The following is a 26,916-nucleotide window of genomic DNA, read 5'->3' as shown; positions in this document are numbered from 1 at the left end:
AATCCGCTTAAGATTAGACGTAGAAATCGTACTTTTCATATTTCTGGAGTAGTTCGCGCATATTTTCGCTATCCTCTCCATAGAAGAAGATCGTTCCATAATGGTTTCCGAAGCCGATGCGCTCGGATACCTTCCCTTGGTCAGGTGTGAACATGTCGTGTTTTTCAAAGTACGGGTGGTCTTCAAGTTCGTCCGGTACGTCGAGTCCTTGGATGTATGGGCGGTGAGGGTGCACCATCAAGCAGCCTGCAAAGCCTTCTGCTTCATTTTCTCCTGGGAAAAAGTCGCGTAATTCTTCTTGGGTCGTGTTTGGATCACTGCAAAGGATTTGGGCCTGGTAAGCGTTGAAGCCGTGTGCACGTTCGATCAAGTCGAAGATATGTCCGCCTGGAACGCGGGCTGCGACTTCACCGAAGTGGAGTGTACCGTCTGAGGTGATGAAATATTCTGGGTGGATGACACCGTATTCGATTTCGAACGCATTGATCAATTGTTCAATCGCTTGACGGATTTGTGGTCGTTTCTCCTCTAAGGATGGAGAGGCGGGTACAAAATTGGAATAGCCAAGTTTGACGTATTCCGTAATATTCAAGAATTGGATTTCACCTTTATGGACGAACACTTCACATGAAAATTCCTGTCCATCTAGATGGCTTTCCATTAATAGCGGGAAATCATTTTCGCTCAAAGCATCGATTTCTTCAGGGTCATCGATCGCACGGTGACCGACGGATCCAGCTTTATCAAGCGGTTTTACATGAATCGGGTCGTTCTTGTCGCCTTCGACTTTCAAGAGCGCTTCGTTCACGCGCTTCAGGAAGCGTCTGACGTCGTCCTTCGTATGCGCTTCTTCAAACACACCGACTTTGATGCCTGCGATCTGTGCCTTTCGCTTCATCATCCCTTTGTCACGTAGTAAAAGAGAGCGGTTGAATACGCGGGGCTCGTTTCGGAAGCGGGAGTTAAGCGCTCCTGCCCATTCGACACATTCTTCATAGAGAGGAACAGCTACTTCAGCCCCAAGTGCTTTCAACTGTTTGAAAAGCTTGTCCGATCCCTCGTTCAGTCGGTCGAAATCCCACCCGATGAAACGGATGTCATTCTTTTCGGCAAAATGCTCGAAATCAGGCGGTCCAACGACAACAAAAGGCTTCTCCAATTTGGTGCATGCTTCGATTGCCGGTAAACTCCAACCGATCAAGGCCGTCAAATAAGGTTTTGTTTCGTCTTGTCCATCTTCTCGCATTGTACCTGGAAGATCCATTTGTTCCAATTCCACTGTCATCTCTCCTTTACAATTTTAGTAGTTTAAGGAAAAAACTACTCATCGTTTCTATTATCACAGCATTTTTCAGAAAATTCAAATGAGAACTAGTGCGAGTCCTAGTACAAAAACCATTATATGGTCGAATAGTGGTTAAAACGTTGTGATTTCAAACGTTATCCACGAATAACGTCACTTCCTCCCGAAACCTTTCCAAAGAGTCATACTTAGGGGAGGAATAAAGATGAATCATAAAATGAAAGCGTTGATGATGGTATTTGTCGCAACTGTTGTGCTGATCGCTACACCATCCTTCGCATCAGCAGCACTGGGCGATCGTACATTGAGTGAAGGCGATCGTGGTCAAGATGTTGTGGAATTACAAGATTACTTGATGACAAAGGGTGTATTCCCTTACCATACGTCAACAGGATATTATGGTCCGATAACAGAAGAAGCGGTGAAGGATTTCCAAGCTTCCCGTAACTTGAAGCAAGACGGAGTTGCAGGTCCGAACACGAACCATGCGATTCAAGTATTGCGTTATGGTGACATCGGAAAGCAAGTCATACATATTCAGAGCCAATTGAAACGAGTAGGGCACTACGGCTCAAGTGTAGATGGAATCTATGGAAATGGAACAGTGGACGCGATTAAAAGCTTCCAGCGTTCTCAAGGATTGAAGGCGGATGGAATCGCTGGTCCTAACACGAGAAGCGCGTTGGACAGCAAAGCTTCTAAACGTTCCGTCGAAGCAGGTCAATCTTTTACAGTAGAAAGTACAGCATATACAGCGAATTGTGAAGGCTGTTCAGGTACGACGAAAATGGGCATCAATCTGAAAAAATATTCGGACGCAAAAGTGATTGCGGTGGATCCGAGCGTCATTCCATTGGGATCAATCGTTGATGTTGAAGGCTATGGACGTGCAATCGCTGCTGACATCGGTGGCGGTGTGAATGGAAAAGAAATCGATGTATTCATTGCGAACCATGACAAAGCGATGCAATGGGGACGCAAAAGCGTCAAAGTGACAATCGTAGAATAATAGATGGGACTCCCACAGCTGTTATGAGGTTGTGGGAGTTTCTATTACTTATTTAATCCTCCTTCTATATAATGGAAATAGAGGGGGAGGGTTCATGAAAAATAAAAAGGTAATCTTTATTGCGATTGTCGTTTCGACGATTGTATACATTTATAATGGTTTATATCCGATTACGGACATAGAGACATTTGCAGAAGAATTGAATGGACCAGGTGGGGTAGCTGAGCAAGGGGAGCATATTGAAACTGTACATATAGAAGGAACCGATCGTTACCTTGTGTTCATCCGGACGATTGAAGGGAAGTCCCGCATCCAGCTCTCCATGTTCCAAAAAACTCCGCTGTTGAACAGGTACGAGTACTATGGAACATTCGTGGAAAACACGACAGTTGCCCATCAATCGGTTGAAACCAATAAAGGGATGTACACGGTCTTATTTGGTGAAAATTTGAGTGGAAAACTCGATCATATCGAGTTCACCTTTTATGATGAAGTCTTCGAGATTGATGTAGCCGGGGAAAATTTCTTCGTTTGGTATGAAAAAGAGCCTAGTATGGAAGAAAAAGCGGCGAAAACAGGGAACGATGTGTACGAAATGAAACTGTTTGATCAGAATGACGAAGAATTGGAGCTGGAAGATCTATTTTAGAGCGATTCAATAGTGGATGCGCTCCTTGTTTTAGAAAAAAACCACTTTATCTTAGAAAAACAGTAACGTGTTTTAGAAAAATAGCACTCAGTCTTAGAAAAAAACCGGTGCATTTTAGAAAAATCAGCACCAGTCTTTGAAAACAGTAAGATCTACCTAGATCCCTCAAACAAAACACAATAAGGAAGAGCGACCCGCAAAAGGTCGCTCTTTTTTCCAAATATAGAACTTAGTTTCCGTACCAGGCTTTGTGGGCTTGGATTTCATTGTCGTGGTCTTGATCCCAGTAGTCGACGCTGTAAGAGTAGTCATAGTTCATGATGCACTTGATGCCGCTACCTTGAGGATCGTGTCCAAGACCGTAGTTGTGAGAGAATTCGTGTTGTGCTGCGTGCCAAGTGTTCGTTGTACCTTGATCAAGGTTGACCGATACTGCGCTTCCGTAAGGGGAAGAATTGTATACGTACGCGATTCCACCTGCGTTGAAGTTGGAGTCACGAGTGAATCCGACTAGGAAATCATGTCCTGTACCGTTCCAATCACGGTCTAAGTCTTGTAAAATCTCAGAAGCGTTGCGTCCTTGAGAAGACCATTGACCGAATGCTTTCACTTGGAAATCGATGTTGTGGTCCCGTTGGAAGCCGTTGTCTGCATTTTCAACGATGTTTTGTGTGCGTGTTTGCCAGTCGCTGTGCGCTGCGCGATATTCTTCATCAACTGCAACGAATACCGTTACGACACGAGCTGCGCCTGGGTCAGTATCTCCGTCACCGTCTCCAGGGTCACCGCCGCCACCGCAGAAGAGGATGCAGAGTTCGCCTTCAGAGTTGTGTTTCTCTTTCTTATTTTTCTTTTCTTTTTTGTTCACTTTATCGCTGTTCTTTTCGAATTTCTTTTCACCGATTTTGTTCTTATTTTCATCTAAAACTTCTGCAACTGTCGTTTCTTCAACTTCAGCTGGTTGGTCGAAGTTTTCTTTCCCTTTTGTTTTCGCCTTCGGTAGAGTACCGATGCTCACTTCATTTCCTTGAGAGTCTACCATTGTTGGTTCATGGTGATCTTGATGGTCGTGATGACCTTCTGCACTGGTGAATCCTGGTGCTAGAGTGAGAGATAGTGCGAGAGTCAATGCTGCAAATTTTTTACCTTTCATTCCTTTTACCCCCTAGGTTTTTGATTCGTGCGTCTACTAATCTAGCACACTTGTCACCTAGTTCTCGGGGGTCTAAGGGTCGATTTATCCCGAATTATGTCTATGAGGAAAGACCTCTTTTTCTTAAAGAATGCTTTATATAGGAGAAAATCTGGAACGTGCATTCACCTCATGTGCCGCTCTCACACCGGATTGGACAGCGCCCTCGATCCAGCCTTGGAAGTCGGATGCGTGTTCTCCCGCAAAATGAATCCGGCCTTCCGGACGTCGGATGTATTCAGGAAATGTCGCAGCCTGATTCGGTTTGAAAAGCGTGAAGCATCCAGCCGAGAACGGGTTCTGACTCCAGCTGAAGGAAGCACCGTTCAGGAAATCTTCATAGATCTGATCGCCATGGATCTTCGCCAAATCTTCGAGTGCTTGCTGGATTCGCTCCTCCTCGGACAGGGCGTTCCAAAGCTTCGCATTATCCCCCCAGCTGTAACTGGCAAGGACGACGCCGGTTTGTTTTTCGACTCCTGGACTCGGTGTATACGTAAAACGGTTCGGAAAGTCCGTGAGCACATTCGCACCGCCCAATCCTTCCTCTTCCCAGAATTTACGTTTGAATTCAATACCGATTTTGACAGCAGCCACATAAGGCAACTCGCGGATCGCTTTCCATTTTTCAAAAGAGAAGGTTTCAAATGGTTCCACTTCAATAAATTGAAAGACCGAGAACGGGATGGCAACGATTAGCGCATCACCCGTGTAATCCGTCTTTTGTCCGGTGATTGTATTTTTAGCCTGAACGATGACCTCATCAGGTTTCGAGGTGATTTTATTGACTTTTTCATTGAATTTGATGTTTGGCTTTAATTCTTCAAAGAAAGCCAAGGGGAGTTGATCATTTCCGCCGGTCATTTCATAAAACTGTAGCTCTTCGTTAAAAACGGTATTGACGACATCGAAGAGGATGTTCGTAAAGGAAAGTTCGGCAAAGCCTTCTATTCCGAGTAAAACTTTGACCATACGGATGGCTTCAGGAGAAAGAGAAGGGCCAATCGGATTGAACCTCAAATAATTCTCAATCGAATACCGATCAAAGTTCTTCATGAGAATTTTCTTCTGTTCAGGGCTGCTGTTGTTATAGAGGGTAAGAAAAGGTTGGACAGCACTCATCAACAATTCAGAAGCTGTTTTTCCTTTTTCTTCGGGTTCGACCGGAAACTTCAACACATCCGGATTTCGGTTATATTCTTTGCGTGTCGTTCTGACCCCATTGGCATAGATCACATCATTCTCGGTCGCGTTGATGAACTCATTGTAAGGGATGTTGAATTTGTTGACGTACTCATTGACGAGGTAGTGGTTGACAGGGATCCGCATCGCACCCATGTCCAAGTAATTTTCTGGAGTGAAAGGTTCTCGCAATGTATAAACTCGTCCACCGACCCGATCGTTCCCTTCTAAAATGGTCACGTCATGTCCGGCCATTTTCAGCAAGTATCCTGAAACCAAACCTGCCATTCCAGCCCCAATGATGATCACTTCCTGTGGGTTGTCGGTTTTAGGAAGTCCATCCTGGATGATGGCAAGCATATCTTCCGGATACTTCAACGGGCGGATTGGAACCCCACGCCGTCTGTAAGGACCTTTAGGGTTACGAGCATAAGGATACCTTCTCATGTCACCCCTCCTCATATTTGTTCACTATAACCAAAGTATTAGAAAGAATAGGAGGATATGCCAGATGGGGGAGGTTTCCAATAGTAGGTTGTAGAGATTTTTTACACTAAAAAACCTTTGTCTGTACCTGGTACCGTGTCGAAATTGGAAAGAGGACTATAGTCGCTCTCCTGACGGTTTCTGTCACAACCTCGTGTCACGAACTCTTACAAGATCAATCCTCATGTAGAATTTTATAGAAATAACACAATAAAAAATTGAATATTCAGACAAAACCCTAACCCTCCAGTATAAGTTATCCAGCACGTGAAAGATACGTTTTCAAGGTTGGGAAAACAGGCTTGTCGAATCAGACTTTTGACCCCGTGTTTTACTTTTAGTTTCCCAATACCCAATACGCAGGAATTCCCTCAAAATGGCTGAATTGGTTAAGTAATCTTTTTGAGGGAGGAATAGGTATAGTATGAAGTTCAAAAAACTAGCTACACTGTCACTCGCTGCGTCTATGGCACTTTTTCCAATGGTAGGTGAGGCTGCAACCACCGATCAGCTGGAAGCACCAAAAAAAGTCTCAACACTCGATGTCTCTGATGTCAAAGAGAACTATGTAAAAGGTGAAGTCATCGTCAAATTCAAAGATGGAGTTGGCAACTCACTCAAATCCAACGCTCTGAAATCATTAGGAGCAAAAGAAATGGCAGATGATGATGCTGTCAAATCGAAGTTCAAAGTATTGAAAGTCGGAAATGTGGAAGCTGCTGTCAAAGCGCTCTCCAAGAACCCGAATGTCGAGTATGCGGAGCCGAACTATACGTTCCAATCCACTTGGACACCAAATGATACCTACTATAGTGGATATCAATACGGGTTGAAGACGACTGATACGAACTTAGCTTGGGATATTACAAAGGGAAGCAGTAACCAAGAGATCGCGATCCTGGATTCAGGAGTCGATTATAACCACCCTGACTTGGATGGTAAAACAATCCGAGGATATGACTTTGTTGATAATGACTGGTATCCGATGGACTTGAATGGTCATGGAACGCACGTAGCTGGTACAGCTGCTGCTGAAACGAACAACGCTCGTGGTATCGCAGGTATGGCTCCGAACACATATATTCTTGCGGTTCGTGTATTGAATGCTCAAGGTAGTGGTTCGCTAGCGGACATTGCTGATGGTATTGAGTATGCGGCTGATGCAGGAGCAGAAGTCATCAACCTATCACTCGGCTGTGACTGTAACACGACAACCTTGAAGAATGCAGTTGATTATGCATGGAACAAAGGCGTTGTAGTCGTAGCGGCTGCTGGTAACGATGGCGTAAGCACGACGTTCGAACCAGCATCTTACACGAATGCAATTGCTGTTGCTGCTGTCGATAGCAACGATCAACTTGCATCTTTCTCTAACTGGGGAGCTTCATGGGTAGACGTTGCAGCACCGGGTGTGGATATCGCTTCTACATATCCAAGCAACCGTTATGTGTACATGTCTGGTACGTCAATGGCATCTCCTCACGTTGCAGGACTAGCAGGATTGCTAGCTGCACAAGGCCGTAGTGCTTCACAGATCCGTGCTGCAATCGAAAACACTGCAGACGCGACAAGCGGCACTGGTACGTACTTCAAGCACGGACGCATCAACTCTTACGATGCAGTAAACTACTAATCTAACAACCTTTTCAATTTGTAAAAGTGGCTGGGTGCAGGAACTTCCTGTACTTTCAGCCACTTTTTTGTTTGTAAAGAATATCTTAATTTTCCCTTAAATATACTACTTAAGGTTGTTGGGATAATACCAAAGTATTACAATGAAAATGGGTTATGGAAAAATTTGAAAAAGGTTTGGGGGAAATCAGATGAGGTTGTTGCAGTTGTTTTTGAAACGAAAGATCATTGTCGGATTGTTATTCGTATTCGTCTTGATTACAGGAACCTTCGCAACGATGAAACTAGATAAGGAATTGATGCCGCCGATCGATTTTGATGGGGCATTCATCGACGTGATGGCAGGTGAAATGAATGCTGCTGAAGTCGAGCGAGTCATCACCAATCCAATTGAGCAAAGGTTATCCGGTATCGATGGGGTGGAGGATGTCAACTCCGAAACGAATATCGGCCGCGTGAGTATGAATCTAACTTTTGAAAGTGGCAGTGGGGATGACGTCTACAAGGAAGTCGAAGCGGCTGTCAAAGGAATGAAATCGGAATTACCTGGAGTCGAAGATGTTTTTACATATCAAATGTCGACGAACCAGTCGTTTGAATTTTACATGGACCTGTCGGATGGTTCGATGGCAGATATGACGGCATTTGCGGAAGACGTGCTGAAGCCACGTCTTGAAGCATTGCCTGAAGTGCGCGAAGTGGACTTCATGGGTCTTGAGAAAAACGAAGTACTCATTGAACTCGACCGTGAAAAATTACTAGAATACCAGTTGGACCCGGCACAAATCATCGGGTTGATTCAAAATGAAAATGCAGAAGCGACGCTCGGTACGCTTTCAGAAGAAGAGAATGAACCGACGCTTCGTTGGGATACGTCTTTTTCCAATATCGACGATCTGAAAGACTTGCGTGTTCCGACCGCTCAAGGGGTGGAAACGCTTGATACGTTCGCAGACATCAAGATGCAGGCTGCTGAAACCACAACTTCGGTCTGGAAAGAAGGAACGAATGAATTCCTATTTGTACAGATTGGCCGTGTTTCCGATGCGACTCAAATCGAGATGGCGGAAGCGATCCGTGCGGAAGTGCAAGAGATCCGCAGCGAAAATCTTGTTAAAGGCTTTGAGCTGAATGAAGTCGTTGCTCAAGCTGACTATGTGGAAGATGCAATCAGCGGGGTGACAGACAACATCCTCATCGGGGCGATTGTTGCACTTGCGATTTTGCTTATTTTCTTACGCAACTTGAGAGCGACCATCATCATCGGACTATCCATTCCGACATCGGTCTTGCTTACGTTTTTATCGATGTGGTTGTTGGATTACAGCTTCAACATGCTGAGCTTGATCGCTCTTGGACTTGGAATCGGGATGATGGTCGACTCGTCCATCGTCATACTGGAGTCCATTTATCGTAAAAAAGAACAAGGATACGCGAATGTGCAGGCCGTACTTGAGGGAACGCGCGAGGTGGCGACAGCTGTCTTCGCATCGATGCTGACAACAATTGTCGTGTTCCTGCCAGTCGGATTAATGGGTGGAGAAGTCGGCAAGTTCATGATTATCCTGTCGGTCGTCATTGCGGTGACGCTGATCAGCTCCGTGTTGATTGCGTTCACGCTCATCCCGACGCTTTCTGAGAACTTTTTACGATTAAAGAAATCCAAAATCGGCAAGAAAGAGAACTTCCTTGTGCGTGGATATGGGAAAACCGTTGCATGGATGGGAAGAAAGAAACGGAACCGTTTCGCGATGCTCGGCTTGTTCTTCGTTATACTCGTCAGTTCGTTGTTCTTAGTGACGAAGATTCCAATGACGATCATGCCGGACATGTACAACCGATATTCCGAAGTGATGGTGAACATGGAGCCAGGTATCTCGCTGGATGATCGTGAGAAAATCGTGAATGCGACAAGCGAACGGTTGGAAAACGTAAAAGATGTTGAAAGTCATTATGTCATTGATAATGGAAACTTCTTCTTCATCCTGATCAACATGACTAAAGGAGACGACATCACGAGAGAGCAAGATGTCGTGAACGAAGATATCATGAGTGAACTCCGTACATTGACGGAAGACCTCCCTGTAAAAAGTGTCAGCGGCATGATGTCAGCGGGCGGTGGGTCGCCTGTACAAATCAATGTAAAAGGGGAAGACTTCGGGGAGCTTAAAGCAATTTCCAATGACTTGACCAATGAATTGAACGAAATCGACGGAATCGTAGGCGTTGCAAGTACGAATGAACGTCAGTCGATTGAACAACAAATCGTATTGAAAGAAGATGCGATTGAAAAAGATGGTCTGACACCACAACAAATCAAGCAATCGATCGAACAGCTTTCGATGACGATGCCAGTCGGAGAAATGACGACAGATGGAGAGAAAATGCCGATCGTGATTGGTGTCAATGAGAAGCTGACAACGAAGAACGATTTGCTGGATCTCGAAATTCCAACTCCGAATGGCATGGTGGAGCTATCCAAATACGTAGAACTTGAGCAATCCGAAGTTCCGAACCAGATCTCACATGAAGATGGGGAGCGGTACATCACGATTTCTGCGGACATCGAGGGACGTGACCTCGGTTCCATCAACCGTGACGTGCAAAAAGTGATCGATTCATATAATGCGCCGGCAGGTTATACCGTATCGACTGCGGGTGATCTGGAGCAACAACAAGAACTGATCCAGGAAATGCTGATGATCCTGTTCATCGCAATCTTCCTCGTTTATGTCGTAATGGCGATCCAGTTCAACAGCCTTGTGCATCCACTCGTCGTCATGTCGGTCATTCCGATGACGGTTGTCGGTGTCATCATAGGGTTGTTCATCACGCAAAGTGAATTGAGCACGATGTCCGGTATGGGGATCATCATGCTGATTGGTATTGTACTGAATAACGCGATCTTGTTGATCGACCGTACGAAACAGCTTCGAAACGAAGGATTGGATTCAGCTGGAGCCCTTGTTGAAGCCGGTAAAAACCGTATGCGTCCGATCTTCATGACGACGCTGACGACAGCAGGAGCGATGCTACCGTTAGCACTTGCATCCGGAGCATCTGGAAACTACCAGGCACCGTTAGCGATCGTCGTTATCTCGGGCTTATTGTTTGCGACGATGATCACGCTCGTGTTGATTCCAGCGGTTTACATGCTGTTCGCAGACTTCGGTAGAGGATTCAAGAAAATCTTCAGAAGAAAGAAAAAGGCGAAAAAGCAAGATGAATTGACTGAACAAGCGAGTTAATAGACATAAGGAAAGCTGGTCGAATTTGGTTTCGACCAGCTTTTCTTTTCTTACACATTTAAAGAGAAGAACTTTTTAGCAAGACGATAAGCGACGTTGTTAAGAAGTTTACGGATAAAGTATAAGTACAACTAACGCTCAGCCATCGCCAAAAGGCTTGGCTGAGTCGAGTTTTCTTTACTTTTTCAATAACAAGTACATGAAGTATGGCGCTCCGATCAGAGCGACCATGATCCCTGCTGGAATACCTGTCGGTTCAAACACATTGCGTCCGATCGTGTCAGCTAGAAGCAAGAGCCAGCCCCCGATGAGGATAGCGACGGGGATGAACATCTGATTCCGTGGACCGACGATCGCTTTGGCGATGTGCGGTGCCATCAGACCGATGAACGCGATGCCGCCAGTGACAGAGACGGCAGCAGCTGCAAGTGCGACCGCGGTCAACAACAAGGTGATGCGTTCTTTTTCAATGGAAACGCCGACTCCGATCGCGACGGGCTCATTCATCCCTAACAGATTCAGTCGGTTTGCTTTATATAAGGTGAATGGAATGAGCACAAGAAGCCACGGAAGTAGCGCAAGGATGAATGGCCAATCCGTCCCCCATACGTTTCCGGCGATCCATTTTGCGATAAAATCGACCTTCGACCGTTCTGCAGAGGAGATGAGTACGATCATCACACCTGAGAAGGCCATCGAAAAACCGACACCGATCAGAACGAGTCTCACCGGCTGTAGCCCAGTATTTTTTTGATAAGAAAACAGATAGATCAAGATCGCTGTCACTAACGCTCCGATAAAGGCTACGACCGGAAGCAAGTAGATAAACGAGCCTTCGTCAATCGGAAAGTACAAGAAGAATAAGGCGATGGCGACACCAGCGCCTGAGTTGATTCCGATAATTCCTGGGTCAGCGAGGTCGTTTCTCGTTATGCCCTGCAGGATAGCTCCGGATACAGCTAGTGCCATTCCGGCTAAAATCGTAATAAGAATACGGGGCAGACGGATGGAAAAGAGCACGAATTCCTCCTTGAATGTTCCTTGACCGAGAAGCGTTGGAAGGAGACGATCATAAGAAAGGGAGGCATAGCCCATTCCGGTTCCGAAGACGAATGTGACAGCAATCAGCACGAACAATAACGTGATGGTCACCCGTTGTTTTCGAATGATGGAAGGATGAATCATGAGAATGCCTTACCTCCTTTACGTACGATAATCAGGAAGAAAGGAAGACCCATGATCGCGATGATAGCTGCAACCGGCGTTTCATACGGCGCATTGATTGTCCTTCCTAATGTATCAGCAATAAGCATGAACGAGGCCCCTAGGACAGCCGACATTGGTAAAATCGCTCGGTAATCGGTACCGACGATCGCTCTCACGATGTGAGGCACCATCAAACCGATGAAGGCCAGGTTTCCGACCAATGCAACTGAAGCGCCTGCGAGTAATATAATGACGACAAATAGGATCGCTTTGATCTGGGTGATTTTCTGTCCGAGGCCGACAGCGACCTCTTCGTTCAAGCTTAGGATCGTCAATTGCCGAGAAAGCGCCAGAGCAATTACGATACCACCCACGATGAATGGAACGATTATCTGAAGCTGACTCCAAGTCGTACCGATGATGCCGCCAGCTGTCCACATGGAAACATCTTTGGAGATCTTAAAATAGATGCCGATGCCTTCTGAAAACGCGTACAGAAAAGCGGATACAGCAGCGCCGGCAAGAACAATCCGGAGTGGAGAGAAGCCGCCTTTTTTCATCATACCGATTCCGAAGACCATGAGTGCCCCGACTCCAGCACCGACAAAACAAGCAATCATGATGCCGAAGTAATTGGCTGCCGGGATGAAGGCGAGTGTTACCGCCAACGCAGCATTCGCACCAGCTGTAAGTCCAAGCAATCCTGGGTCTGCGAGTGGGTTTCTTGTGAGTCCTTGCATGATTGCGCCGGAAACAGAAAGCGCTGCGCCTACGAAAATCGCTGCAATTTCTCGCGGAAGACGGATCTCCTGGAGCATGACGATGGTGTCAGTTGTGACGCGAGAGGTGAGGGAGAGCCATACCTCTTTCACGGTCGTGTCAGCAGCACCGAGAATCATCGCGATCAAAAAGGAACCAATCAAGACGAATAAGCCGATTATGAACTTGAGAACAAGTGAAAAACGCTTCGGTTGATCATTCATATGTATCGCATCTTTCTTCAATAGTTTTTTAAATTCAATTTTTTAGAAGAGTTGATGAAGTCAAATTCACGAGACTCCTGCGGGAATCAACTAATTCCATCAAACTTAAATGAAAGAGGTGACCTTGAAAGGGCAGTATCGCCTTCAGGTCACCCTTCATTATTCATCATGTATTAGTTGCCAAGAAACGCTTTTTTAAAGAAGTTCAATTGGAAGTCCAATGTAATCGGGTCGTTGAAGTAGAATTCTTTCGCATTCACTTCGAAAACTTGATCGTTTTTGACCGCTGGGATGTTCTTATACGTTTCCGTCTCTTGGAAAGAGTTGTCTGTATCCGGGTTTTTGCTGATGATCATGTAGTCTCCTGCATATTCAGGAAGGACTTCAGTTGATAATGCAAAGTATCCAGGCTCAAGCGCTTTTTCTTTTACCTTTTCAGGCATTTTCAAGTTCATTTCTTGATAAAGGATTTCCGTACCTCGTCCCCAGTTGTCCCCGAATACGTAAAGCTGCTTGTCGAAGTTTTCGACGACAGAAACGGTCGCATCCTCACCGATTTCTGCTCTGATTTCTTCACCAGCTGCTGCTGCGCGTTTTTCGAAATCTTCAACCCATGCTTTTGCTTCTTCTTCTTTGTTCAATAGTTTACCGATTTCAATATGTTGCTCAAGGTAATCCACTTTACCGTAAGTGTAAGTGACAGTTGGCGCAATTTCCTGAAGTTTGTCGACGTTTTTGATTGTAGAGAGACCAATAATGAGATCAGGATCCAATTCGATGATCTTTTCCAAGTTCTCATCGGAAACTTCTTCTACATCTTTCAGTTCCTCATATCGTGGATTCATTTTAGACCAAGAATCTACACCGACAAGATTGACATCCAATGCCATGACATTACCAGCGAAAGATGAGAGGACGATGACGCGTTGTGGGTCTGCCGGCACCTCTACAGGACCGTTTTCTGATTCGTATGTAATCGTTCCGGATTTCTTTTCATCGTTTTCTTTGGATGTGTTTTCTCCATTTTCAGAGGATGCAGAGCTGCAGGCACTAATGATGAGAAGCAGCAAGAGTGCGAACGGGATGAATAGCTTTTTCATGTATGTTTTCTCCTTTTAGTAAATTGTAGGTGATGCACATCGGTTTTTGGGTGCGAGGATCACGGCCGATTTCCGCATCGATATGAAAAACTTCCTTCAGGACATCATGCGTGATGACCTCTTCGTAACCACCAGCTTTCACGATTTCACCATTTTTCAAAGCGATGATGTAATCCGCGAACCGTGCGGCTTGGTTCAAGTCATGCAAGACCATGATGATGGTCCGGTTTTCACTGGCATTCAACTCTTGGAGTAGTTCAAGTACTTCAAGCTGATGCGCCATATCGAGATAGGTAGTCGGTTCATCTAGGAAGATGATTTCCGTTTCCTGAGCAAGAGCCATCGCAATCCAGACACGCTGACGTTGTCCGCCGGAAAGGGCGTCGACTGAACGGTATTTATACTCCATCGTCCCGGTGGCTTCCAGCGCCCAGTCAATCATTTCGTAATCCTTTTTCGTCAGGCGACCAAAGCCTTTTTGATAAGGAAAACGACCATAAGAGACGAGCTCGGCGACCGTTAAGCCGCTGGCACTTTCAGGTGTTTGAGGCAAAATCGCCATCTTTTTGGCGAGGTGCTTCGTATTCTGCTTGGAAATCTGTTCTCCATCTAGTAGAACCGTACCGGATTGGTGGGGAATGATCCGGGTGATCGCTTTCAAAAGCGTTGATTTTCCACAACCGTTGGGCCCGATGATGGTTGTGATCTTCTGATCCGGAATTTCAACACTGAGATCTTTGACGATATGATGCTCACCGTATCCGATGTTCAGATCCTTTGTATGTAAGCGAACCATGCCGAAACCTCCGTTTTAATAAAAATGAAATACCGTTGATAATGATTATCACTATCGTTACCTTGTTAACTATAAACCGATAGATTACGAGTGTCAACCATATATTGAGAATGATAATCAGTTAATTCAGATAAAAAAGGCAGACTCAACAGGATTGTTGAGCTGCCTTTTGTTCGCTTTTACAAGTTTAGAAGTTCCATCTGTAATGCGCCGCAATGGGTGTCCTGAAGGAAGTGAGCTTTACTTCCGCCGCAAATGGCTGGTTGTTGTGGATGACATAAGGCGTCCCATCTTTCGCTCGTTTATCGGAGATGAGCGCGACATGATGGAATCCGTCTAGGAAAACGACGATATCACCAGGTTGCCATTGCTTCAGGTTCTCTACGTCCCCAGGGATGACTTCGGTCGTCAACGATTGCGCGTGCCGCTTGAAGTACACGTTTTGATTGGGGACACGGCGGAAGTCGATGTTCGGGTCTGGTTTTCCGTTCACACGTGGATAAAGTTGGGTGTTGGCTGCGATGTCTTGGTCCATCAGATCTTTCAACGAAATATCTGCACCGAACAGTCCTCTCCAAACGACATCCGTACAAACCCCTTCATCGTCTGGGGGATAACCGCCCGCATAGTAGTTACTCTCGTAAGTTGTCCGCTGATCCACTTCTATTCGTGCCGCATTCACGACATCAATTGGATCTGGTGTGCCGTTTTCGTTTTTATCGACCGTTGAGTAGAGGGGTGGCACTTCGACCGTTTGGGCAAACGGGTTTTCCAGGTGGATCCCTAATGAATCCAGAATGATGCCATCACGGAAAAGCAATGTGATAGCGGCAAGGCAGCCAATCAGGACTACTATTGTTATAGTGAATTTCCTCAGCCATTTCATTGGATTACGTCACACTCCGATATCCATTTTTTACTATTATACTAGATGGTGGTCGGAATAGCGTACCCAAAATGAGGGATGGATCGTATTTTTAAGCAGGATAGAGGGCTTATCCTTCCCCAAATGAGAGGAGGGAGAGATTTCGGGCAGGATAGAGGACTTATCCTTCCCCAAATGAGAGGAGGGAGAGATTTCGGGCAGGATAAAGGGCTTATCCTTCCCCAAATGAGAGGAGGGAGAGATTTCGGGCAGGATAGAGGGCTTATCCTTCCCCAAATGAGAGGAGGGAGAGATTTCGGGCAGGATAGAGGACTTATCCTCCTCCAAATGAGAGGAAAAAAAGATTTCGAGCAGGATAACATCTCTCCCTACCAAAATTCCACTAGAGTCTAGCAAAAATTCTATTAAACTAGTATTTTTGCCGTTCCTTCGCCTCTTCTCCTCAATATACTAGTAGTAATTGGTATAGATGAAGGAGGCTTAAGAACATGAGTCTTGGGAGTCGTAGAGAACAAGTGAGAGCAGTGATTGATAGGGCTGTTGAATCAGCGATGGATTCGATCGAACAAGGATCGGATGTAGCAGCTGGATCCGCGAGTGAGGAAGACATTACAGCAGCCGTTTCCATAGGAATCGGACCGGATGCAGAAGCAAGAGCTTCGGCCGAAATCGGCAGACAAGAAATGAGACCTGAATACGCCTTGAACGTGAGAACCCTTACTGCCGCACCGCGTGCGTAAATCTAGTAAATCATCCATTTTTAATAGATTTGGACAAGCGCCGTTTCTATTAATCATCACCTCAATATAATAATAGAGCAAGGAGGTGATTGTATGTGTTATCGAAATAACGGTATGGTTGCTGGAGAAATGATGAACAACAATAACAATAGACGAAGAGGTGCGGCAGCAGCAGCGGCAGCGGCGGCAGCAGCAGGTGGTGGCGCAGCAGCAGCAGCTTCAGCAGCGGCAGCAGCTGGTAGAGGTTCAGCAGCAGCAGCAGCGGCGGCAGCGGCAGCAGCAGGTAGAAGACGAAATGGCAACGGAAACGGCAACGGAAATGGAAACGGCAACGGGAACGATGTTGCAGGTGAAATGATGACGAGAGAAGACTTCTATTTTGCAGAAGACGATTTTTAGGATCATTTCTAAAGGACGAGGACTGGCATGATTTCAGCCAGTCTTTTTTAGATTAAACGTCGTTTCCCCGACATATTCGGCATACCTTTTTACATAAGACTTTTTCATAGGAGGTTGAATGTGAATCACCTTTCTCTCAAAAAGACACCTGTCGTGTTTGTGCCAGGATTGTTCGGTTCTATGAGTGATGTGATCATCCCCGGAACAGGGAGTTGGGGCTTCGGTTTGGCGGGAATGGTTTATGAGCCGTTCGTCTTGATGCTCGAAACGATGGGATATCGGAGGAACCACAATTTATTCGTTTGTTTTTACGATTGGAGTCAGCGAATCGAGCATTCGGCGAGCCATTATTTGAAAAAGACGATTGAACAGGCAAAACAGGTGACGGGTTCAGACAAGGTGAACCTCATCTCACATAGCATGGGCGGACTTGTGACGAGAGCGTACGTACAGGGGAAGGAATACAAGGACGACGTCGATCAGCTGATCATCCTATGTACACCGAATGCGGGATCCCCGCCGAATTACAGCTATTGGACGGGAGGGGAGCTGCCTCTCAATGCACCGACCCAATTCAATTTCGTCCATTTTTATATGAAGATGTACCTCGCCTATCTCAGTAAGCGGTATAAGTCGAACAAGATCGAAGTGATCCATAATCATTTCAAAGGGCTTCAGGACATCATGCCGTGTGGGGATTATGGAAACTATTTGATCATGAACGAAAAAGGATGTTCGAGGATGTTTGTCGATTATCCAGACATGAAAGCGCAAAATCCATGGCTCGATCAATTGAATGCTGAGCGGGACATCATTCAGGAACGGAACATCAATGTCACGCTGATTGCAGGGACGGACGAGGAGACGATCCGTTACCTAGAAGTGGTCCCATCCCAATCAATCATCCAATGGTCCGACGGAAAAGTGACCGGTGCGGCTTATACGAATCTCGGAGACGGTGATGCCGCGATGGATAGCGTATTTCTCCTAGATGGAGATCAACACACCTTGAACGGGACACACATTGAAACCCTCTATAAAAGTGAATCGATTCTACGTAGCAAACTTCGTCAATAAAGAGGATAATTTTCCTGGTTTTTCAGAAAGGAAAATCATTACAATTGTCGTATTTAATACTGAATGTACTAATTATGTTTTGGAGGTTTACCCATGCTTGCTGAGAAGCTTCTGCTTCATGTGTTGATTTTCCTCGCTCCTGTTTTGATTTATGGTGTCTTGTTCGAAAAACGTCACAACGATCGGCAATTGCCCTATATTTATGGAATTTTGCATGGTATTGCAGCATGTCTATGTATGGTGTTCGCTTATTATAGCTATGGTCTTTTTTGGGATTTCAGGTATGTCCCACTCGTGCTCGCTTGTTTGTATGGTGGTCCGGTAGCGGGGACGATCGTTTTCATCACCATCCTTGTTACCCGGACGATTTTAGGTGGAGATGCGCTCGTATTCGGTTATATCAGCGGTACGGCGGCTGCTTTCGTTCCGTTTCTTTTTTCAAGGAAATTCATGCAATACAAACCGAAAAAGAGGGTCCAGATGGCACTCATTGTAGGAGCCTGGCCCGCGGTTGTCATGTTCTGTATTCTCGTTTCCTATCTCTTCACCGTCGGTTTCAGTACGAATCAGGAAATCTGGGTCAATATTTTCTTGTTCGGCGCGATCCAGATCATTGGGATCGGATTTGCAGCATTATTGTATGAGATGGTCATCGAGCGTAAATTGATGAAGGCAGAAATCCAACGCTCTGAAAAATTGAATACGTTGGGAGAATTGGCTGCATCCATCGCACACGAGGTCCGTAATCCTTTGACGGTGGTAAAAGGATTCCTGCAGCTGATGAAAAAGGAGAATAAAGGGGAAAGCATGCAATATATTCCCCTCGTTTTAAGTGAATTGGGACGAGCTGAGGCCATCATCAACGACTATCTGAACTTCGCGAAGCCTGAATTCAAGAAGATTGAAGAATGTCAGTTGTCGGATGTCGTTTATGAGGTGCTCTTTCTAATGGAACCACTGGCCTTGAAGCAAGGGGTTCAGCTTGAGGTCGATCTGGATACGCGGTGTGTCATTAAGACGGATCGCAACCAGCTGAAGCAGGCGATCGTCAATTTCGTCAAAAATGCCATAGAAGCAACGGGTGATGGTGGGTCAGTATCCATCAAGTTGACCGAGCATTCGACTTATGCGAAACTGACTGTCAAAGACACTGGAAAAGGGATGAATAAGGAGCAGCTTGATCGGATTGGCACATTGTTTTACACGACGAAAGATAAAGGGACGGGTCTCGGTACGACCGTTTCGCTGCGGATCATCCAGTCGATGGACGGTAAGGTCAATTATGAGAGCTCACCGAATGTCGGTACAGTGGTTACGGTCTTTCTACCGACGATCAAGCCTTCAGAAAACGTTCCATTATCTGTAAAATAATTGTTTTCAATGGATGGAATATGGGTATGTTATTTATAGTAAAAAGTATTCGAAAAAGGCTGAACCACTTTTCAAAATCGTACATAGCCTTTACACTAGAGAAAGGATGGAGGAAATGACGCTTCCGTCTTCAGATTTGAAAACGAAACAATCGGATATTTCAAGCTTTGTCGGAAAGGTGTTGCGCGATCACTTCGGTAAAGGACCGGGGTCTGTTTATGTATCAATTTCGGATCCGTTCGTGACGATTTATGTGAAAGATTTGATGTCCGCAACGGAAAGGGTCCTGTACAGCGGGAATCATGAGAAAACGTTGAAAAAGACCCGCGAATTCGTAATGGATAAGATCAGTGATGAGATCAAGTCCTATATCAAAACGGTCACCGATATTGATGTGCAACGACTGTACTACGACTGGTCACTCGAAAATCAGTCAGGCGTATTTTTAGGCGTCGGACCATTTTCAAGGGATGCAACGTATGCGCCTTATTCTGGGCAGGATACGGTTCATGATGAAATAATCCTGATGAGTGAAAAAGTGGAGAAAAGACCGGAGAAGATCTTTTCATTAAGAGTAAACGACAGGACGTTGATTGTTGTAAGGGAAGGACTCCTCGTTGAAATTGAAAAGCAGCTGATCCACGATGGTCATCAAGAAGTTTTACGCTTGTCGAAAGGTAAAATCGAGAAGCGGATGCTTAATGTTGAACGAATTTCTTCAAAAATTGAATGCGATATTGAAGATTACTTCATAGATTGGGACTTCAAGAAAGATCAAAGTTTTACAATTTTCATAATGAAACCGAATAATTAGCGGTGGAAATGAGCTGGACAATAGAGCTAGACATAAGCCGGAGAAGGTTTGATACTTCTCGGCTTTTTTTATTTGGTTTTTTTTAGAAATCAGACCTTGAAAGGAGTGGTTTTGTGAAAAGAAACCTACGGATGAATGAGGTCAGGCATTGGTAAATACAACACAATTGAAAAGGGGGATATTATGGCAAAGTATTTAATTGACCATAAACATAAAAGGATTCACCGCAGTGCGTTTGTTGGAGACAAATGCGATCTCCCTCAGATCCCGTTGAACAAACGGACCGGTGAGAAATTGGATAAAAACATCGAGTTTTTGATACACGAAGGGTATAAACGCTGTCAATATTGTTATGACGGTCCATCTCTTCCATTGAAATAACGGAAACCAAGTGCGTGTAAAGGGGCCATGCACTTGGTTTTTTTATGTTTTCGCAAGTTTTTCTCCAAAATCAGCAAGTTGAGTCGATCACATTTAGGTTACTTGGGGAACTTTTGTGTCGACTTGGGGAACTTTCGAGTCGACTTGTGGAAGTTCTGCCTTGTCTTGTGGAACTTTTAGCTCAACTTGTGGAATTCGGTACCTTTCTACTATGAAAAATGAACATTTGGACGAACGTTTGTTTTCAGGTAAACTAGAGATAATTGGAAGTCGTTCGGTAAGGAGCTAAAGCATGATCAAACAAATCCGCATGTCAGTCAGGCCACTGGTAGAGTATGTGTTTCGGAGTGGGAGCATTGATAATCGATTCCGATCTGCGAGTACGATGACAGATGGAACGATCGCCCACCAGAAAATACAAAAAACCTACCAGGAGACGGACGAAAAAGAAGTCTTTCTCAAAACGGAAATTGAATATCGCGATATTCAATTCATTATCGAAGGTCGTTGTGACGGTTTGTTACACGCTGATGGAAAAGTGACGATTGATGAAATCAAATCGACACGAGGGGATCTGTCGGGGATTGAGGAGGACACCAATCCTGTCCACTGGGCACAGGCGAAATGCTATGCGTACATGTATGCCCTCGATCATGACCTCGAATCGATTAGCGTGCAGCTTACCTACGTCCATGTGGAAACAGAAGAGAAGAAACAGTTCGTCCAGGAGTGTACGTTCGAAGAACTTCAGGCATTCCTCATGGATGTCATCGAGCAGTTTGCACCGTATGCATCACTCCTACTCGAGAAAAAAGAGAAGCGGAATGCGAGCATTAAACAGCTTGAATTTCCTTTCGCCACATACCGCGCCGGGCAGCGAAAATTCGCGGGTACGGTCTATAAAGCGATCTCGGATCAAACTGACCTGTTTGCGAATGCACCGACCGGGACGGGGAAGACGATTTCGACGCTATTCCCAGCGATTAAAGCGATTGGGGAAGGGCACCTGGAGCGGATGTTTTACCTGACGGCGAAAACGATCACCCGTACAGCAGCGGAAGACACACTCCGTCTGATGAAGGAAAAAGGCCTCGAGCTGAGCTCTGTTACGATTACCGCAAAAGACAAAGTGTGCTTCAAAGAGAAGACGATCTGTCAGAAGGATTATTGTGAATTTGCGCACGGTTATTATGATCGACTCAATGATGGGATCCTAGATATCCTTGAGAACGAGACACTCATGGACAGACAGACAATCGAGGTGTACGCGCACAAACACAAGCTTTGTCCATTCGAGTTTTCGCTCGATCTCGCCTATACGGCCGATGCAATGATTGGCGATTACAATTATATCTTCGATCCTCGGGTGTCGTTGAAACGGTTGGCGGAGGAACAGAAAAAGCAGACCGCATTGCTTGTCGACGAAGCGCATAATCTCGTCGATCGGGCGCGGGGCATGTTTTCAGCAGAGCTCTTCAAGTCGGACTTTTTACAATTGAAGCGGTCGTTCAAGTCTGCCAATCCGGGAATCTATCAAACTGCGAAAGCGATCAATGATGAGCTGCTCGCCATGAAAAAGCAGTGTGGAGACGCACGGTTCAGCGTGGCGGAGGAACTGCCTGAAGACTTCGTCGTCATGCTCGATTCGTTTGTGACAGAAGCGGAAAAGGAATTGCTTGAGCAAAAAACGGGCGAGGAACAGGAGCAGCTTCTAGACGCTTATTTTACCGCAAAAAATTTCGTCCGTATCACAGAGCTGTATGATGAACGTTATGTGACGTATGTCGAATACGAAAAAAGCGAAGTGAAGGTGAAGTTGTTCTGTCTCGATCCTTCGCATTTGCTGCAACAGTTCGGAAAAGGCTATCGCTCGAAGGTGTATTTTTCTGCGACTCTTTCTCCGCTCGGTTATTTCAAGGACATGCTCGGGGCGAAAGAGGACGACTATGCTGTTTCGATTCCATCTCCTTTTGCAAAAGAGAATGCGGAGGTGTTCATTCAGCCGTTGTCGACCCGGTATCGGGATCGGGACAAATCCGTCGAGCCGATTTTGTCGATGCTGAAGAACTTGATCAAAACGCGACCCGGGAATTACCTGATCTTTTTCCCGTCGTATGCGTATATGAACCTCGTGGTGGAGTCCGCAGAAGAGGCGGATTTACCGTCTGAGTTGCTCATTCAAAACACGGGAATGACAGAAGAAGAGCGGGAAGCGTTCCTCGCAAAGTTTGACGAAGGGCAGACGGAAACGCTCGTAGGATTTGCCGTCATGGGCGGGATCTTTTCGGAGGGCATTGACTTGAAAGGGGACCGGTTGAATGGCGTCGTCGTAGTCGGTGTCGGATTGCCTCAATTGAACGAAGAGCGGAACATCATCAAAGACTACTTCACGAAAAGTGGGAAGAACGGCTATGATTATGCGTACGTTTTTCCAGGGATGAACAAGGTCCTGCAGGCGGGTGGCCGGCTCATCCGAACAGAAGAAGACTTCGGCACGATCGTGCTCGTCGACGATCGCTTCCTCACGCCGAAGTATCAGAAACTTTTACCGAGTGAGTGGATGGATTATAAAGTCATCCGTTAGGCAGGGTTTTCGCGATCCATGGCAAACTATATAGGTAAAAGGGTTGCGTGAAGGGGGAGCGATGGATGCTGAACATCTTTCAAATCCTGATTGTGGGTGGTGCTGTGTACTTCGCCTACTCGATGCTCGTGATGATGAAGGAGATTAAAGAACTGCTCGCTGAACAGACGGAACAGAACGAACAGATCCTCGAGTTGTTAGAGGAGCAGAATTCGAATAAGGAACAGTGGTAATGAAAAAGAGCCTGCACGGAGCAGGCTCTTACTTATTGACTTACATCTTGATCGGAGAACAACTGGACGGAAGGTTTGCCTTTTTTCTTGTAATAATAACGATTGATGTAGTCATCGGTCATTGCTCGGATTTCCTTATGCAGGAAGAGGAGCGGAATGACATTGAAGACGAGGACGAAGGCAAGCAACAGGTCAAGGAACTGCCAGACGAACTGCAATCCGCCGATTGCGCCGACATAGATCGCACCGATGTAGACGATCCTCATGATTTTGGAAAACTTGTAGCCGAAGAGGTACTCGGCTTGTTTTTCACCAAAGTAGATGAGCACGCCAACGGTCGTGATGACGAAGAACAAGAGGAAGATAGCGATGAAGCTTCCACCGAGAGAGTCTCCCATCAATGTCCCGAATGCTGTTCCAATCATGTTCGAGGCATTCTCGGGTTTCACTTCGGTCCACGTTCCGGTGACGAGCACGGCGAAACCAGAGATTGTACAGATGACGATCGTATCGACGAATACGCTGAAAATGCCCCAAAGTCCTTGGCGCGCAGGGTGGTCGGTTTGTGCGGCAGCGTGGGTGATTGGTGCGGTACCAAGCCCGGCTTCGTTGGAGTATAGGCCACGTGCAATCCCCCAACGGAGTGCTTGGGCAAAACCTGCTCCGGCAAAACCGCCTGCTGCTGAAATCGGTGTGAACGCGTGCGTGAAAATGAGGCCGAACACGCTTGGAAGCTCACCAACATTTGCAAAGATGACCGTCAATGCGACAGCTAAGTATGTAAGTACCATGAATGGCACCATTTTGTCGGTCACTTTTGCAATCCGTTGGATACCTCCGAACACGACGAGTGCGACGAGCACACACATGATTGCGCCTGTGATTTCGGTTCTCCAACCGAATGCGCCTTCCACCTGGGTGGTGATGGAGTTGGATTGGACCATCAAGCTCGGAATCGCTTCAATCATGAGGAAAAAGGCAAAACCGATGGCGACTTTATCCCAGCCTAGAGCTTTCTTAATATAATACTGTGGTCCTCCGACCCAAGTCCCCTTTTTGTTCTTTTCACGGTATTTGACCCCAAGCATGATTTCGGAATACTTTGTGGCCATCCCGATCAGGGCGACGAGCCACATCCAGAAGAGCGCACCAGGTCCACCGAGTGCAATCGCGATAGGAACCCCGACGATATTCGTCGCACCAGCGGTCGAGGCGAGTGCTGAAGTGAATGCCTGGAACGGAGTGATCGTCCCTTCGTGCTTGTCCTTTCTGAAGATTTGTCCGATTGTGTTTTTCAGGACATGTCCGAAAAAACGGAACTGGAAAAACCGCAATCTGATGGTCAGGAAAATCCCTGTTCCAATCAGTAAAAATGCAAGAAGATAAGTCCATAAAAAGTTCGATGCGTTGGCTACCCATGTTTCAATCCAAGATATAATATCCACGACTTTACTCCCTTCAAACTTTATCTCTATAATGTCTTTTTATTCCATACCCAAAAACCTCCTAGTTGAAAAGTCGAATAAATACGGACCCACAAAATAGTCCATTGGTACGAAAAATGTGTACAACACGCAAGAAGTGCCATGAAAAGGACAAACACAGATGCTAGGCAATTGTGATAAAATTGAAATGGATAAAAAATGTTGAAACCTTTTTAAGTTAAAAACGTAAAGATTGGATGAAACATCAAAAAGCAGGGTTAAGCACACAGAATTAGGGTATACATGAAGTGGAGACTTGAACTGAACGGCCGAAAATTTTCTAAAAATTTTGATTGGAGTGTTTGAGAGGCATGACAAGTACAGACATTCATATCGAGAACCTGCGCAAAAAAGGTATTGATGTTCAGAAGGTCATTTCGAAGACGGTCAAACTCGCCAAAGAGTACACAGAGAAACGGAAAAAGGAAAAGCCGCAAACATAATACAGAAATAAAGAAGCTGTCCCATGGACTGAACGATGTAGAGCGATCGTTCTTCCGGGACAGCTTTTTTGTGTGAAATCAATAAAGGAAAAACCTTCTCATGCATGAGAAGGTTCCTACTTTTCAACGGTTCTCTTATATTGTTCGGAAGTGACGAAGTCATCTTCCATCAAAATATATGGGTGTGTTTCCATCAAAATCTTCTTAAGGTAATCAGGCATACGCTCTCCCTGATAAGCACAAATCAACGGAAACGAAATTTGCCTTACTGCTTCATCTACTGGTCTTTCCAAATCTTCAATGATATGAAGAGGTTCTTCCATGGAAGCCCATTCGACATGTGCCCACGTCCGGAATGTTGATTGAGTCTGTAAATAGGGTTGAATCATATTATTGAAGTATTCCAAGATTGCCGGAGGATGATAGCTGCCGCTCGAGAAATAGAAGTCAAAACTATTCTCCCAGTGAACATATTTCATTTCCTCTTGCGTCAGTTTTGATTCTAACACTTTTTTAATCCTCCGGAAGAGAGGATCATTTTCAATCAGTATGACATAATCTCCATCTCGAATGCCGTCCTGGGTAAACTTCACAACCATGTTGATGTAATTTTCCATGCCATGATACGCATAAAGTACATGGATACTTTTCTCCTCACGGAAAAGTTCGTTCATAATAATTTTCAAGTGAATCACCCCTTTAACCTAATCCCTTTACTAAGTTACTTCGGGGGAAACCTTGAAAATCCTTTAATTCACTAAAAATACTTTCAAACATCAAGTAATTGTTATTTCATTTCCAATTCGTACGGTTTCAGAAGTGCGTAGAGCGTTTCGATGTGAGGCAGTTTCAAGCCTTCTTTTTCAGCCATACGCAATGCACCACCAAGCAAGTGATCCGCCTCGATCTGCATGCCTTTCCTTTTGTCTTGGTGCATGGAGGATGTCGCTTCATCTGGAAAACCGCTCAGTAACACTTTCGCTTTTTCAATATGATCTTCCGTCAGGTTGATGCCGTTCGCAATGGCGAGCAGCTTGACTTCATGCAGCACTTCTTCAGTAAGCTTCATCGTTTTCGACGTATCCCGGAGCGTACCGAGATTCACATCACCTGCGGTCGTCACGCCGGAAAAGGCTGTGATGATCATGTATTTGTTCCATAGACCGAGCAGGATGTTGCTGCTCAATACACCAGCCATGTTGGCGTGGTCGAACAGGTCCTCAAGCTCCTTGCACAGTTCCGTTTGTGACGGATGAAGAGGACCGAAGATCAAGTCGTGCTGATTACTTGAATGGACGACGTGTCCGTTGTCATCCAGAGTTGAAATGATATAGCATAAACCGCCAATGACGTTTTCTTCGCCTAGTTCATCTTGTAGGTAAGAGATATGTTCAATACCGTTCAATAGCGGGAGGATGGCCGCACCTTTACGTACCAATACCTTCAGGTTCGACATCAATTCTTCATTCAGGTGATAACCTTTCACAGCGAGGATGACCACATCGACATGGTGGATATCCTCCGGGTCTTCAGCAATCTGTAAGTCTTCAACCTCGTAATCTCCACATTTACTGTATAGCTTTAAGCCGTTCTTCCTTAACTGATCAGCGCGGTTGGAGCGGACCAAATACTGCACAGAATGACCGGCTTCCTGACATCTTCCTCCGAAATAAGCACCGATGGCACCAGCGCCTAGTACGACGATATTCATATCCTTT

The 26,916-nt window shown here is 45.6% G+C and carries 24 protein-coding genes; 13 read left to right on the top strand and 11 right to left on the bottom strand.

The window, feature by feature from the left end:
* Positions 1-13: 13 nt before the first annotated feature.
* Positions 14-1,285, bottom strand: a complete 1,272-nt coding sequence (locus ACXQIQ_RS10765; protein WP_439302175.1) for an ATP-grasp domain-containing protein — start codon at positions 1,283-1,285, stop codon at positions 14-16.
* 223 nt (positions 1,286-1,508) lie between these two features.
* Between ACXQIQ_RS10765 and ACXQIQ_RS10760 the strand changes: the two genes are divergently transcribed.
* Both ACXQIQ_RS10760 and ACXQIQ_RS10755 read left to right on the top strand, forming a co-directional pair.
* The gene (locus ACXQIQ_RS10760; RefSeq protein WP_439302174.1) at positions 1,509-2,312 is read left to right on the top strand and encodes a peptidoglycan-binding protein; all 804 of its coding nucleotides are present in this window, start codon (positions 1,509-1,511) and stop codon (positions 2,310-2,312) included.
* A 94-nt stretch (positions 2,313-2,406) separates the two neighbouring features.
* Positions 2,407-2,961: a hypothetical protein gene (locus ACXQIQ_RS10755; protein ID WP_439302173.1), complete on the top strand. Its 555-nt coding sequence runs from the start codon at positions 2,407-2,409 to the stop codon at positions 2,959-2,961.
* A 229-nt stretch (positions 2,962-3,190) separates the two neighbouring features.
* Here the strand turns inward: ACXQIQ_RS10755 and ACXQIQ_RS10750 are convergent, their stop codons facing one another.
* On the bottom strand, positions 3,191-4,114 hold the full coding sequence (locus tag ACXQIQ_RS10750; RefSeq protein WP_439302172.1) for a zinc-dependent metalloprotease: 924 nt from the start codon (positions 4,112-4,114) through the stop codon (positions 3,191-3,193).
* Positions 4,115-4,249: 135 nt separating this feature from the next.
* Positions 4,250-5,782, bottom strand: coding sequence for a flavin monoamine oxidase family protein (locus tag ACXQIQ_RS10745; RefSeq protein ID WP_439302171.1), 1,533 nt, complete (start codon positions 5,780-5,782; stop codon positions 4,250-4,252).
* A 463-nt stretch (positions 5,783-6,245) separates the two neighbouring features.
* Between ACXQIQ_RS10745 and ACXQIQ_RS10740 the strand changes: the two genes are divergently transcribed.
* Together ACXQIQ_RS10740 and ACXQIQ_RS10735 are read left to right on the top strand one after the other, a co-directional pair.
* The gene (locus tag ACXQIQ_RS10740) at positions 6,246-7,454 is read left to right on the top strand and encodes a S8 family peptidase (RefSeq protein WP_439302170.1); all 1,209 of its coding nucleotides are present in this window, start codon (positions 6,246-6,248) and stop codon (positions 7,452-7,454) included.
* Between the two features lie 190 nt (positions 7,455-7,644).
* A complete protein-coding gene (locus ACXQIQ_RS10735; protein WP_439302169.1) occupies positions 7,645-10,701 on the top strand; it encodes an efflux RND transporter permease subunit in 3,057 nt (1,018 codons plus the stop codon).
* A 177-nt stretch (positions 10,702-10,878) separates the two neighbouring features.
* Here the strand turns inward: ACXQIQ_RS10735 and ACXQIQ_RS10730 are convergent, their stop codons facing one another.
* The 5 genes from ACXQIQ_RS10730 to ACXQIQ_RS10710 form a co-directional block, all read right to left on the bottom strand.
* Positions 10,879-11,886 carry a FecCD family ABC transporter permease gene (locus ACXQIQ_RS10730; protein WP_439302168.1) on the bottom strand — a complete coding sequence of 336 codons (1,008 nt, stop codon included), beginning with the start codon at positions 11,884-11,886 and terminating at the stop codon, positions 10,879-10,881.
* Complete coding sequence (locus ACXQIQ_RS10725) at positions 11,883-12,890, bottom strand: FecCD family ABC transporter permease (RefSeq protein ID WP_439302167.1); 1,008 nt, start codon at positions 12,888-12,890, stop codon at positions 11,883-11,885. The genes ACXQIQ_RS10730 and ACXQIQ_RS10725 overlap by 4 nt, the downstream gene beginning before the upstream one ends.
* A 173-nt stretch (positions 12,891-13,063) precedes the next feature.
* Positions 13,064-13,990 (bottom strand): iron-hydroxamate ABC transporter substrate-binding protein, encoded by a 927-nt coding sequence (locus ACXQIQ_RS10720; protein WP_439302166.1) that lies wholly within the window; start codon positions 13,988-13,990, stop codon positions 13,064-13,066.
* Positions 13,941-14,786, bottom strand: a complete 846-nt coding sequence (locus tag ACXQIQ_RS10715; protein ID WP_439302165.1) for an ABC transporter ATP-binding protein — start codon at positions 14,784-14,786, stop codon at positions 13,941-13,943. The genes ACXQIQ_RS10720 and ACXQIQ_RS10715 overlap by 50 nt, the downstream gene beginning before the upstream one ends.
* A 187-nt stretch (positions 14,787-14,973) precedes the next feature.
* Positions 14,974-15,672 carry a DUF1287 domain-containing protein gene (locus tag ACXQIQ_RS10710; RefSeq protein ID WP_439302164.1) on the bottom strand — a complete coding sequence of 233 codons (699 nt, stop codon included), beginning with the start codon at positions 15,670-15,672 and terminating at the stop codon, positions 14,974-14,976.
* Between the two features lie 488 nt (positions 15,673-16,160).
* Here ACXQIQ_RS10710 and ACXQIQ_RS10705 point away from each other — a divergent pair, with 488 nt between their 5' ends.
* From ACXQIQ_RS10705 to ACXQIQ_RS10670, 8 genes are all read left to right on the top strand, one after another.
* Positions 16,161-16,412, top strand: coding sequence for a hypothetical protein (locus tag ACXQIQ_RS10705; RefSeq protein ID WP_439302163.1), 252 nt, complete (start codon positions 16,161-16,163; stop codon positions 16,410-16,412).
* Positions 16,413-16,505: 93 nt separating this feature from the next.
* A complete protein-coding gene (locus ACXQIQ_RS10700; protein ID WP_439302162.1) occupies positions 16,506-16,811 on the top strand; it encodes a hypothetical protein in 306 nt (101 codons plus the stop codon).
* A gap of 180 nt (positions 16,812-16,991) precedes the next feature.
* Complete coding sequence (locus ACXQIQ_RS10695; protein WP_458026112.1) at positions 16,992-17,888, top strand: lipase family alpha/beta hydrolase; 897 nt, start codon at positions 16,992-16,994, stop codon at positions 17,886-17,888.
* Positions 17,889-17,981: 93 nt separating this feature from the next.
* The gene (locus ACXQIQ_RS10690) at positions 17,982-19,259 is read left to right on the top strand and encodes an ATP-binding protein (protein ID WP_439302160.1); all 1,278 of its coding nucleotides are present in this window, start codon (positions 17,982-17,984) and stop codon (positions 19,257-19,259) included.
* A 115-nt stretch (positions 19,260-19,374) separates the two neighbouring features.
* Entirely contained in the window at positions 19,375-20,073 is a 699-nt protein-coding gene (locus ACXQIQ_RS10685) for a Na-translocating system protein MpsC family protein (protein ID WP_439302159.1), read from the top strand.
* 183 nt (positions 20,074-20,256) lie between these two features.
* Entirely contained in the window at positions 20,257-20,454 is a 198-nt protein-coding gene (locus ACXQIQ_RS10680; protein WP_439302158.1) for a hypothetical protein, read from the top strand.
* 292 nt (positions 20,455-20,746) lie between these two features.
* Positions 20,747-23,038 carry an ATP-dependent DNA helicase gene (locus ACXQIQ_RS10675; RefSeq protein WP_439302157.1) on the top strand — a complete coding sequence of 764 codons (2,292 nt, stop codon included), beginning with the start codon at positions 20,747-20,749 and terminating at the stop codon, positions 23,036-23,038.
* Positions 23,039-23,103: 65 nt separating this feature from the next.
* Complete coding sequence (locus ACXQIQ_RS10670) at positions 23,104-23,271, top strand: hypothetical protein (RefSeq protein WP_439302156.1); 168 nt, start codon at positions 23,104-23,106, stop codon at positions 23,269-23,271.
* Between the two features lie 32 nt (positions 23,272-23,303).
* Here the strand turns inward: ACXQIQ_RS10670 and ACXQIQ_RS10665 are convergent, their stop codons facing one another.
* Positions 23,304-24,707, bottom strand: coding sequence for an alanine/glycine:cation symporter family protein (locus ACXQIQ_RS10665; RefSeq protein ID WP_439302262.1), 1,404 nt, complete (start codon positions 24,705-24,707; stop codon positions 23,304-23,306).
* Positions 24,708-25,066: 359 nt separating this feature from the next.
* Between ACXQIQ_RS10665 and ACXQIQ_RS10660 the strand changes: the two genes are divergently transcribed.
* Complete coding sequence (locus ACXQIQ_RS10660) at positions 25,067-25,198, top strand: hypothetical protein (protein WP_318290009.1); 132 nt, start codon at positions 25,067-25,069, stop codon at positions 25,196-25,198.
* A 116-nt stretch (positions 25,199-25,314) separates the two neighbouring features.
* Here the strand turns inward: ACXQIQ_RS10660 and ACXQIQ_RS10655 are convergent, their stop codons facing one another.
* Positions 25,315-25,893, bottom strand: coding sequence for an MEDS domain-containing protein (locus ACXQIQ_RS10655; protein WP_439302155.1), 579 nt, complete (start codon positions 25,891-25,893; stop codon positions 25,315-25,317).
* 92 nt (positions 25,894-25,985) lie between these two features.
* Positions 25,986-26,909 (bottom strand): ketopantoate reductase family protein, encoded by a 924-nt coding sequence (locus ACXQIQ_RS10650; protein WP_439302154.1) that lies wholly within the window; start codon positions 26,907-26,909, stop codon positions 25,986-25,988.
* Positions 26,910-26,916 lie beyond the last annotated feature (7 nt).

The sequence above is a fragment of the Pseudalkalibacillus sp. Hm43 genome (assembly GCF_054170705.1).
The sequence above is the reverse complement of the archived record's forward strand: the minus strand, read 5'-3'. Positions and strand labels throughout refer to the sequence as shown.

Bases quoted from the DNA above. Each gene is read 5' to 3' on its own strand.
- ACXQIQ_RS10680 (WP_439302158.1), top strand. From the start codon at position 20,257: ATGGCAAAGTATTTAATTGACCATAAACATAAAAGGATTCACCGCAGT.
- ACXQIQ_RS10735 (WP_439302169.1), top strand. From the start codon at position 7,645: ATGAGGTTGTTGCAGTTGTTTTTGAAACGAAAGATCATTGTCGGATTG.
- ACXQIQ_RS10730 (WP_439302168.1), bottom strand. From the start codon at position 11,886: ATGATTCATCCTTCCATCATTCGAAAACAACGGGTGACCATCACGTTA.
- ACXQIQ_RS10695 (WP_458026112.1), top strand. From the start codon at position 16,992: ATGAGTGATGTGATCATCCCCGGAACAGGGAGTTGGGGCTTCGGTTTG.
- ACXQIQ_RS10760 (WP_439302174.1), top strand. From the start codon at position 1,509: ATGAATCATAAAATGAAAGCGTTGATGATGGTATTTGTCGCAACTGTT.
- ACXQIQ_RS10675 (WP_439302157.1), top strand. From the start codon at position 20,747: ATGATCAAACAAATCCGCATGTCAGTCAGGCCACTGGTAGAGTATGTG.
- ACXQIQ_RS10745 (WP_439302171.1), bottom strand. From the start codon at position 5,782: ATGAGAAGGTATCCTTATGCTCGTAACCCTAAAGGTCCTTACAGACGG.
- ACXQIQ_RS10705 (WP_439302163.1), top strand. From the start codon at position 16,161: ATGAGTCTTGGGAGTCGTAGAGAACAAGTGAGAGCAGTGATTGATAGG.
- ACXQIQ_RS10670 (WP_439302156.1), top strand. From the start codon at position 23,104: ATGCTGAACATCTTTCAAATCCTGATTGTGGGTGGTGCTGTGTACTTC.
- ACXQIQ_RS10740 (WP_439302170.1), top strand. From the start codon at position 6,246: ATGAAGTTCAAAAAACTAGCTACACTGTCACTCGCTGCGTCTATGGCA.
- ACXQIQ_RS10715 (WP_439302165.1), bottom strand. From the start codon at position 14,786: ATGGTTCGCTTACATACAAAGGATCTGAACATCGGATACGGTGAGCAT.
- ACXQIQ_RS10765 (WP_439302175.1), bottom strand. From the start codon at position 1,285: ATGACAGTGGAATTGGAACAAATGGATCTTCCAGGTACAATGCGAGAA.
- ACXQIQ_RS10720 (WP_439302166.1), bottom strand. From the start codon at position 13,990: ATGAAAAAGCTATTCATCCCGTTCGCACTCTTGCTGCTTCTCATCATT.
- ACXQIQ_RS10690 (WP_439302160.1), top strand. From the start codon at position 17,982: ATGCTTGCTGAGAAGCTTCTGCTTCATGTGTTGATTTTCCTCGCTCCT.
- ACXQIQ_RS10725 (WP_439302167.1), bottom strand. From the start codon at position 12,890: ATGAATGATCAACCGAAGCGTTTTTCACTTGTTCTCAAGTTCATAATC.
- ACXQIQ_RS10750 (WP_439302172.1), bottom strand. From the start codon at position 4,114: ATGAAAGGTAAAAAATTTGCAGCATTGACTCTCGCACTATCTCTCACT.
- ACXQIQ_RS10685 (WP_439302159.1), top strand. From the start codon at position 19,375: ATGACGCTTCCGTCTTCAGATTTGAAAACGAAACAATCGGATATTTCA.
- ACXQIQ_RS10660 (WP_318290009.1), top strand. From the start codon at position 25,067: ATGACAAGTACAGACATTCATATCGAGAACCTGCGCAAAAAAGGTATT.
- ACXQIQ_RS10710 (WP_439302164.1), bottom strand. From the start codon at position 15,672: ATGAAATGGCTGAGGAAATTCACTATAACAATAGTAGTCCTGATTGGC.
- ACXQIQ_RS10700 (WP_439302162.1), top strand. From the start codon at position 16,506: ATGTGTTATCGAAATAACGGTATGGTTGCTGGAGAAATGATGAACAAC.
- ACXQIQ_RS10650 (WP_439302154.1), bottom strand. From the start codon at position 26,909: ATGAATATCGTCGTACTAGGCGCTGGTGCCATCGGTGCTTATTTCGGA.
- ACXQIQ_RS10755 (WP_439302173.1), top strand. From the start codon at position 2,407: ATGAAAAATAAAAAGGTAATCTTTATTGCGATTGTCGTTTCGACGATT.